At 40.6% G+C, this 1,117-nt stretch carries 1 pseudogene; it reads left to right on the top strand.

The window, feature by feature from the left end:
- Positions 1 to 242 precede the first annotated feature (242 nt).
- Positions 243 to 425 (top strand): annotated as a pseudogene (locus tag QUA40_RS28835) (hypothetical protein); the annotation flags it as partial.
- Positions 426 to 1,117: the final 692 nt, after the last annotated feature.

Genomic DNA, 1,117 nt, shown 5'->3' with positions numbered 1-1,117 from the left:
AGATTTAACCACTCAAAAACATTAAACATTTTAGCACTTGATTAGATAAAGTTATCACCACAAGTTCTGAAGAGCCTGTTTTTTTACTATTCACTTACATATCAGAACTATAATTAGTGAAAAATTTTATTAAATACCCCTTGACGAAACTTCTAACATTGTTGATTATTTATATCAATAACTTGCTAGCGCTTAAAACTCCACTGACATCTTTACTCCAGAGGTAAATCGTCGTGACAAGCATGGCCAAAAAATCCTTCCCCGCCGAAGGAGAATCCTTTCCCTGGTGGGCGGGCAACGCCCGCTTAACCAACCTTTCCGGCCTTTGGCTCGGTACCCACGTCGCCCACGCCGGCCTCATCGTCCTCTGCGCGGGAGCCTCTACCCTAAATCGAGGACACGATTCCTATTTTTTACCTACCAAGCGCGTTCAGATTGCGCTCAAGCTTGAAACAATAACCGTATGACAGTCTTTTTCGGCGTTGCTTAATCAGGGTATGAAACAAATAAATTTAAAATCCAGAAGCTTTGTGGACGCTGGTTTTTATGAATTGCATATTTAGCCTTTCATACCGTAAATCAGCAACGCCTCTTTTTCTACTGTTTCTGTATCACTTTGATGTTTCTGTTTTTGTGGAGTGTTTCCGTAGCATTGCGAGGAGGACTCCATCAAATCAAGCACTTGGCTCAAATTTCTTGTTGAGATTGCCAGTTTTTTACTAATGACTACCGCCTCAAATATACAGTGCGACCCTGTGTTACTTGTACTGAGAAAACGATCGGTTGCGCTGACTTTGAATCTAAGACTTGTTTTGGCAATGCTTCTCAGCAATATTGCTCTCAAGTTCACAAAAATTACGCAACAATACCGACAACCACTTTTTCAGTTCTACCTTGAACAAGGGGGATAGGTGGCTAGTAGATTACCCCTTGCTTAAGCGGGAGCCTAAACTTAGATTGCTGTCACAAAATACACTTGAGGATAATCGCACATGGAGCGCGAATAAATAACTGATAATCAACTAACATTCCCGTGCAACTTTTGGCTCTTCAGAACTTGTGGTGATAAGTTTATCTAATCAAGTGCTAAAATGTTTAATGTTTTTGAGTGGTTAAA

This window comes from Microcoleus sp. Pol11C3, from assembly GCF_036701485.1.
Classification (GTDB): domain Bacteria; phylum Cyanobacteriota; class Cyanobacteriia; order Cyanobacteriales; family Microcoleaceae; genus Microcoleus.
Note: the sequence above shows the minus strand (reverse complement) of the source record. Positions and strands in the feature narration are given on the sequence as shown.